The 7082-nt window shown below is 56.7% G+C and carries 5 protein-coding genes and 2 pseudogenes; 5 read left to right on the top strand and 2 right to left on the bottom strand.

What is annotated here, in order from left to right:
* Positions 1–21: 21 nt before the first annotated feature.
* The 5 genes and pseudogenes from NKH98_RS29175 to NKH98_RS29195 form a co-directional block, all read left to right on the top strand.
* Complete coding sequence (locus NKH98_RS29175; protein ID WP_352903700.1) at positions 22–999, top strand: NAD-dependent epimerase/dehydratase family protein; 978 nt, start codon at positions 22–24, stop codon at positions 997–999.
* Positions 999–2921, top strand: a complete 1923-nt coding sequence (locus tag NKH98_RS29180; protein WP_352903711.1) for an HAD-IIIA family hydrolase — start codon at positions 999–1001, stop codon at positions 2919–2921. The genes NKH98_RS29175 and NKH98_RS29180 overlap by 1 nt, the downstream gene beginning before the upstream one ends.
* A complete protein-coding gene (locus tag NKH98_RS29185; protein WP_352903702.1) occupies positions 2918–3919 on the top strand; it encodes a GHMP family kinase ATP-binding protein in 1002 nt (333 codons plus the stop codon). Before NKH98_RS29180 ends, NKH98_RS29185 begins: the two co-directional genes overlap by 4 nt.
* On the top strand, positions 3916–4572 hold the full coding sequence (locus NKH98_RS29190) for an SIS domain-containing protein (RefSeq protein WP_352478533.1): 657 nt from the start codon (positions 3916–3918) through the stop codon (positions 4570–4572). Before NKH98_RS29185 ends, NKH98_RS29190 begins: the two co-directional genes overlap by 4 nt.
* A gap of 448 nt (positions 4573–5020) precedes the next feature.
* Positions 5021–5161 (top strand): annotated as a pseudogene (locus NKH98_RS29195) (IS630 family transposase); the annotation flags it as partial.
* Here NKH98_RS29195 and tnpC read toward each other — a convergent pair.
* Positions 5148–6680 (bottom strand): IS66 family transposase, encoded by a 1533-nt coding sequence (tnpC, locus tag NKH98_RS29200; RefSeq protein ID WP_352903705.1) that lies wholly within the window; start codon positions 6678–6680, stop codon positions 5148–5150. The pseudogene NKH98_RS29195 and the gene tnpC sit on opposite strands and share 14 nt — an antisense overlap.
* A gap of 69 nt (positions 6681–6749) precedes the next feature.
* Positions 6750–6983 (bottom strand): annotated as a pseudogene (tnpB, locus tag NKH98_RS29205) (IS66 family insertion sequence element accessory protein TnpB); the annotation flags it as partial.
* Positions 6984–7082: the final 99 nt, after the last annotated feature.

Genomic DNA, 7082 nt, shown 5'->3' on the forward strand with positions numbered 1-7082 from the left:
CACGAATAAAGGCAAATCCGATTGGGTGAACCGCACGCTATTCTTGTATCGGGAGTTGCGGGCTTCGTAGGAAGCAAGCTCGCAAGGCTCTTTGTTGATCGGGGATATTCGGTCTTCGGCTTTGATGACCTGTCACGAGGTTCTCGGCAAAACCTAAGTGGCCTCCTTACGCATGAGAGGTTCATTTTTGAGAAGGTGGATCTCTCAGACGCCGGTGCAGTGAGAAGCCGCTTTATGAATTGTCACAGTCGCATTCCGATTTCCGAAGTTTGGCACATGGCTGCCAATTCGGACATTGCTGCCGGAATCGCCGATGCCTCTGTTGATCTACGCGATACCTTTCTATCCACGTTCAACGTGTTGAACGCGATGAAGGAGGCGGGGGTTCCCTTTCTAGCTTTCGCTTCCAGTTCAGCAGTATACGGCGATTTGGGGGAGGCTCCGATTAGAGAGGATGTCGGGCCGCTGCTGCCCGTTTCGAATTACGGTGCTATGAAGCTCGCATCGGAGGCGCTCATCAGCGCTGCCGTCGAGAACTGGCTAGCTCGGGCTTTGCTTTTTCGCTTTCCGAACGTGATCGGCGTTCCAGCAACACACGGTGTCATTCTAGATTTTGTGAGAAAGCTAAGGATCACGCCAAACAAGCTGAATGTTTTGGGGTCGGGGCGACAGCAGAAAGCGTATCTTCACGTCAATGATCTGATTAATGCAATTGTATACTTGCGTGCGAACGCATCCGAGCGGCTTGGCTATTACAATATCGGACCCGGGGACAACGGGGTAACCGTCAGCTTTATAGCGGAGACGACCGTCGGGGCTGTCGCACCGGGCGCAAGCATCCAATATGGAGTTGAAGACCGCGGTTGGACGGGGGATGTGCCCCGATTTTCCTATGACATAGCAAAAATCAGTGCACTCGGTTGGCGGCCCCAGCTTGGTTCGGCTGATGCGGTTCGAAAAGCCGTCTTAGAAATCGCGCGACAGGAGGCACACCTGTGATGCAGGCGGTTGTACTTGCGGGCGGTCGAGGGACGCGGCTCAGGAGCCGGACAAGTGACTTGCCTAAGTCGCTGGTCAGCGTTGGTGGCAGGCCACTTCTTGAGCATCAGATCCTCCTCGCCAAGCAACATGGTATCGAGAGTATTTTAATTCTGGTGAACCACGCTGCCGAGCAAATCGTGGAGTTTTGCAATCAGCGCGAGAATTGGGGGATTGACGTTCTTTGCGTAAATGACGGTGCGCCTCGCGGGACTGCTGGAGCAGTTCTGTCCGTTTTGGATCTGCTCGACGACGACTTCCTTACGATCTATGGCGACACGATGCTCGACATCGATCTCACCCGCTTCAAGTGGTTCCATGAAAAACACAAGGCAGCAGCCGCAACAATTTTCACCCATCCGAATGACCACCCGCATGATTCCGATCTGATAGAAACGTCAGAAGACGGTATGGTTACCGCGTTCTATCCATATCCACACGATCCCGGTTGCTATTACCCCAACAAAGTCAGCGCGGCTCTTTACTATATTCGAAGACAAGCTTTATTCCGGTGGCGCGCCACAGTAACCCCGTTCGACTTTGGCAAAGACCTTTTTCCTCAAATGCTTCGGGCCGGTATGAAAATTAGAAGCTACAACAGCCCTGAGTACATAAAAGACGCTGGGACCCCGGCGCGACTTGACAAGGTTTGCGCCGACTTTGAATCGGGCTGCATAGCCCGAGCTTCCCTCACTTCTCCGCAGAAAGCAGTATTTTTGGACAGGGATGGGTGCATCAATGTTGACTATGGACACATCGATCGTCCCGAACGCTTCGAATTGATTGAGGGCGCTGCGGACGCGATCGCTTGTTTCAACCGAGCCGAATATCGGGCAATTGTCGTCACTAACCAACCCGTGGTGGCCAGAGGCACTTGCTCTGCACGAGACTTGCGGATGATCCATAACAAGATGGAAACTGAGCTTGGCCGTTGTGGGGCTTTTGTTGATGCCATCTATTTCTGCCCGCACCATCCAGATCGCGGCTTTCTCGGTGAGGTGGAAGAGCTGAAGATCCGCTGTGAATGCCGCAAGCCTTCTACTGGGTTGATTAACGAGGCGGTCGAGGCGTTCAATATTGATCGCAGCCAATCCTGGATCATCGGCGATTCATCTACGGATGTCGCTCTCGCAAAGCGGTCTGGCATCAGATCGATCCTAGTCGAGACGGGCGCGGGCGGGTTGGATAGCAAGTATCACGTCACGCCCGACTATACCGTCTCAGACTTGTTGGAGGCAGCTAAGTTCATTCTCGCCGTTCATCCACCTTTGATAAATTCAGCATCTGATCTGATCTCCCATGTGAAGCCAGGTGATGTTTGTTTCGTAGGGGGCCTTTCCCGGAGCGGAAAGAGTTTTCTTTCCAGCGCTATCGCGGAGGTTCTTCGCGGGCGCGGCTTTGAGACGGAAATCGTTGCTCTTGATCGCTGGATACGGTCCGTCGCGGATCGCGAACCAAAAGTGGTAGGTCGCTCCAATTTGGACGAGATCAGGGGCGTTCTGAGCCGCTTGGTGGGAGTCCGCTCTCGCGAGACGCACGAACTGCCCTTTCACGAAAAGCTCAGCCGCATATCGCATAGAAGATCGGAAAGGATAACCATTTCTCCGGAAACCGTCCTGGTCGTGGAAGGAACCGTCGCTCTTTGGCTATCTGATGTAGTTTTGGGCGATCGTGCACACACATTTTTCGTTGATATTGATGAGGAGGTGCGGATGTCCAGAGTAACTCGAGAATACTTGCGGCGAGGTATGGATTGGGGGACTGCAGCGAGTATTTACAGTTCGCGCCAAGAGGACGAGACACCGATCGTGTTGGCATCGCGGGCGCATGCTAAACATTGCGTCCAATTGCGGGCGATTGAGCTGACAGAGGCAGTTCAATGATCATTAGTCAGACGCCGTTTCGAGTCAGCTTTGTGGGAGGTGGTAGCGATCTTCCTGCCTTCTATCGGCAGGAAGGTGGCGCCGTCCTAAGCGTTGCTATCGACAAGTACGTCTACGTGAATGTGAACCGCAAGTTCGATAGTGGCACTCGAATCGCTTATTCCAAAACGGAAGAAGTAGATAGTGTTGAGCACATCCAGCATCCGATTGTAAGGGCGGCGATGGGATATCTTGGGATCCCGGGAGGAATTGAGATAACCACCATTGCCGATATTCCATCGAAGGGAACAGGACTTGGATCCTCAAGCACTTTTACCGTCGGCCTTCTGCATGCACTAAACGCATTTCGTGGGCAGTATGTCTCCAAGGCAAGGCTCGGCGCTGATAGTTGTCGCATTGAGATCGAACTTTGTGGCGCTCCCATTGGAAAGCAAGACCAATACGCCGCCGCTTTCGGGGGGTTGAATCTTATCGAGTTTCACCCTGATGAAAGCGTCTCGGTGTCACCGCTCATATGCCCAGGTGATTTTATCGCTTCAATTGAGAAACAAGTTCTCATGTTTTACACCGGCATTACGCGCAGTGCTTCAGACATTCTCGTTCGGCAGTCAGAGGGCATCGCAAGAGCACCGGACAAGCGGAAAGCGCTCAGGCGGATGGTCGAACTCACGTATCACCTTCGTGATGAACTGCATCGATGCAACCTCGACGCCTTCGGCGAAATTCTCCATGAGAACTGGCTCTTAAAAAAGAGCCTCTCTGAAGAAATCACGAACGATGTAATCGATGGCTGGTACCGAACTGCGTTGCGAGCAGGTGCGACGGGCGGAAAGTTACTTGGAGCAGGTGCAGGAGGTTTTCTCATGTTCTTCGCGCCTCTCGATCGCCACGACGCAATCAAAGTAGCCCTCGGGGAGCTAAAGCATATCCCTGCGAAGTTCGACTTCCTCGGGAGTCGCATCGTTCATTATCAACCGACATGGGAGGCCACCCAATGAATGACTTCAGCGGCAGCGCTCAAGTATACTTCGAGAAGCTCGAGACCGTTCTGGCTTCATTAGACCACGAAAGCTTTGATAACGCAGTGGCTTTGGTCGCCCAGGCACAGGAAGACGGCAAGCAAATAATCACACTTGGAAATGGCGGCAGCTCACTGACAGCGCTACACTTTATCACGGACTGGAACAAGAGCATCTATCTCTCTACGAAGCGCCCGTTTCGTGGTCGGACTCTGATCGACAATGTGGGCCTTACATTTGCGTACGCGAACGATGTTTCTTTCGAGGATGTATTCGTCGAGCAGCTGAAGAACATCCTGAACGACGGCGACTTGGTCATTGCCATTTCGGGCAGCGGGAACTCGGAAAACGTTTTGCGCGCTGTTCGATACGCTAATGATCATGGCGCAGTGACGTTGGGTCTTTGTGGATATAGTGGAGGAGCGCTCAAGCAGATCGTTCAACACGTAGTTTGGGCGAATGTGAATGACATGCAACTCGCGGAAGATATACATTCTATGTTCGGGCATGTCGTTATGCAGCGTCTTTGTTTTGGAAGTTCACAAAAGTGGAGCGATTGGCGACAACGGCTCAGCGCTGCTGGAGGCCTCAATCCAAATCGAGCTGGCGCCGAGACGGCTTGGCAACCCTGAACAAGCCATGCCGCCAGTTGGACGAACGCGGTCAATTTTAGGTGGGTCAACCTTGCCTGTACAGACGACGATGCGGCGAACGAGCAGGCCAGGCGGTTCGCGGACGCCGCAAGGTGGAGCTTTGGCGCCTGGTTGCGCAGTTCAAATTTGACAAGCCGCGGGACCGTCCCGCGGCTACGAGGCGCTCTCGCGCCCGAGGGCTACGTTTCAGCCAATTCAAGAGCCACTTATGCAAACATACTTCCCTTGGGTCTTGGCGCTGTTCAGATCTTGAAAAATTCGAACCTGATGCAGGCCGCTGGCGTTGCGATCAACGCCTGTCGGGGCAGCCGGAGTATCTGCCGTTGCTGCGTGGCGAACTAGAGCACGTCCTGTGATCGATGAATCGATTGTGATGTGACGGCTGCGTTTTGTGCTGATTCAACATCCACCTCGATGGAGGTGGACGATGGGAAGAGCATTGAGCGGTGATCTTCGGTCGCGGGTCTTGAAGGCTTCGGACGAGGGCATGTCGGCGCGGCAAGCGGCGGCGCGGTTCGGCGTGGGAGTGTCCAGCGCGATCGTAAGCGCTGTTCTCAGGCCACGGCCTTGAGCTCGAGCTTGTCGATGTAGGCCCAGGGCAGGAGATCGTCGATCTGGCTGTTAGGATGGCCGTTGACGATCCTGGTGAGGACATCGGCGACATAGCCGAGCGGCTCAACGCTGTTGAGCTTGCAGGTTTCGATCAGCGAGGCGATGACGGCCCAGTGTTCGGCGCCGCCGTCAGAGCCTGCGAAGAGCGCATTCTTGCGGTTTAGCGCGATCGGACGGATGGAGCGCTCGACGGTGTTGCTGTCGATCTCGATGCGGCCGTCTTCGAGGAAGCGCGAGAGGCCTTCCCAGCGTGAGAGCGTATAGCGGATTGCCTCTGCGAGCTTGGTCTTCTGACTGATCAGGCCGAGCTTCTCACGCAGCCATGGGTCGAGTGCCGCGATGATTGGAGTACTCTTTTCCTGACGCGCAGCGCGGCGCTCGTCGGCCGATCGGCCACGGATGCTGTCCTCGATTTTGTAGAGTTCAGCGATCCGTCTGAGCATCTCGCTGGCGATGGGCGCGGGACCGGCTGCCGCCAGTTCATAGAAGCGCCGGCGCACATGTGCCCAGCAGAAGGCGAGCGTCACGCCACTCTTCTCGGCCAGCACGCGATAGCCGCCATAACCGTCGACCTGCAAGATTCCGCCAAATCCTGCGAGATGAGCGATCGGCCGCTCGGCCTTTCGGTCCGGCGCATAGACATAGGCGACGCCCGGCGGGTCGCTCCCCTCCCATGGTCGGTCATCGCGGGCATAGGCCCAGAGCTGCCCAGTCTTGGTCTTGCCGCGGCCGGGATCGAGCACCGGCGCCGTGGTCTCGTCAGCGAAGAGTTTTGGTGAGGTCTTCAGCTTGCCAAGCAGCCGCTCATGCACCGGACGCAGGTGCCAGGCGGCGCGGCCGACCCAGTCGGCGAGCGTGGAGCGATCGAGATTGATGCCTTGCCGGGCATAGATCTGCGCCTGACGATAGAGCGGCAAGTGATCGGCGTATTTGGAGACCAGCACCTGGGCGACCGTTGCCTCGGTCGGAAGACCACCCTCGATCAGCCGCGCCGGCGCGGGAGCCTGAACGACCACATCCTCACAGGCGCGGCAGGCATATTTGGGCCGGCGCACGACGATCACACGCAGCTGCGCCGGAACGATATCGAGCCGCTCGCTCACGTCCTCACCGATCCGGTGCAAGTCATTGCGGCAGCACGGGCAGGCATGGTCCTCGATGTCGACCACCATCTCCACGCGCGGCAGATGGGATGGCAGCACGCCCCGGTTCGCTCGGCGCTTTGCGACACGCGCCTGATGTTCGCCATGAGCGGTCTGTGCCTGCTCTTCGTCACCGGCGGCCTCGATCTGCTCGGCCTCTTCGAGCCCCAGCAGCAATTGATCCTCGGGGAGCGTCTCAGCACGACGGCCGAAGCGGTGGCGCTGCAATTCCTTGATGATCTGGATCAGCCGGGCGTTCTCGACGTCGCGCGCCAGGACCATCGCCTTGAGCGCATCCGGATCGTCGGGAAGCTGGTCCGCCGTCATCGCCATGACCGGATCAGACCATATTCGCCGACAGCCCGCGACAGCGGAATCCAGGCTGATTCACTTCGTCGCGGGTCAGCCGGCCTGGGCTGGAACACGGGTCCGGCGCGCCTCATGGACGCGCCGCCAGTCGAGACCTTCGAGCAGCGCCGAGAGCTGCGCGGCCGTCAGCCGCATCATGCCGTCATGCACCTTCGGCCAGCGGAACTCCCCATCCTCCAAACGCTTGGCATAGAGGCAGACGCCAGTGCCGTCCCAGAAGATCAGCTTGATCCGGTCCGTCCGCTTGGCGCGGAAGACGTAAACCGCCCCACTGAACGGTTATGTGGCACGCCACATAACCGTTCTTATGCGTCGGGCGAGATTATGTGGCGGAGCCGCCCTGACGCCCGTCAGGGCCGGCCAAAC

The sequence above is a fragment of the Mesorhizobium sp. M0833 genome, from assembly GCF_040319905.1.
Taxonomy (GTDB): Bacteria; Pseudomonadota; Alphaproteobacteria; order Rhizobiales; family Rhizobiaceae; genus Mesorhizobium.

Bases quoted from the DNA above. Each gene is read 5' to 3' on its own strand.
- NKH98_RS29190 (WP_352478533.1), top strand. From the start codon at position 3,916: ATGAATGACTTCAGCGGCAGCGCTCAAGTATACTTCGAGAAGCTCGAG.
- NKH98_RS29180 (WP_352903711.1), top strand. From the start codon at position 999: ATGCAGGCGGTTGTACTTGCGGGCGGTCGAGGGACGCGGCTCAGGAGC.
- NKH98_RS29185 (WP_352903702.1), top strand. From the start codon at position 2,918: ATGATCATTAGTCAGACGCCGTTTCGAGTCAGCTTTGTGGGAGGTGGT.
- tnpC (WP_352903705.1), bottom strand. From the start codon at position 6,680: ATGGCGATGACGGCGGACCAGCTTCCCGACGATCCGGATGCGCTCAAG.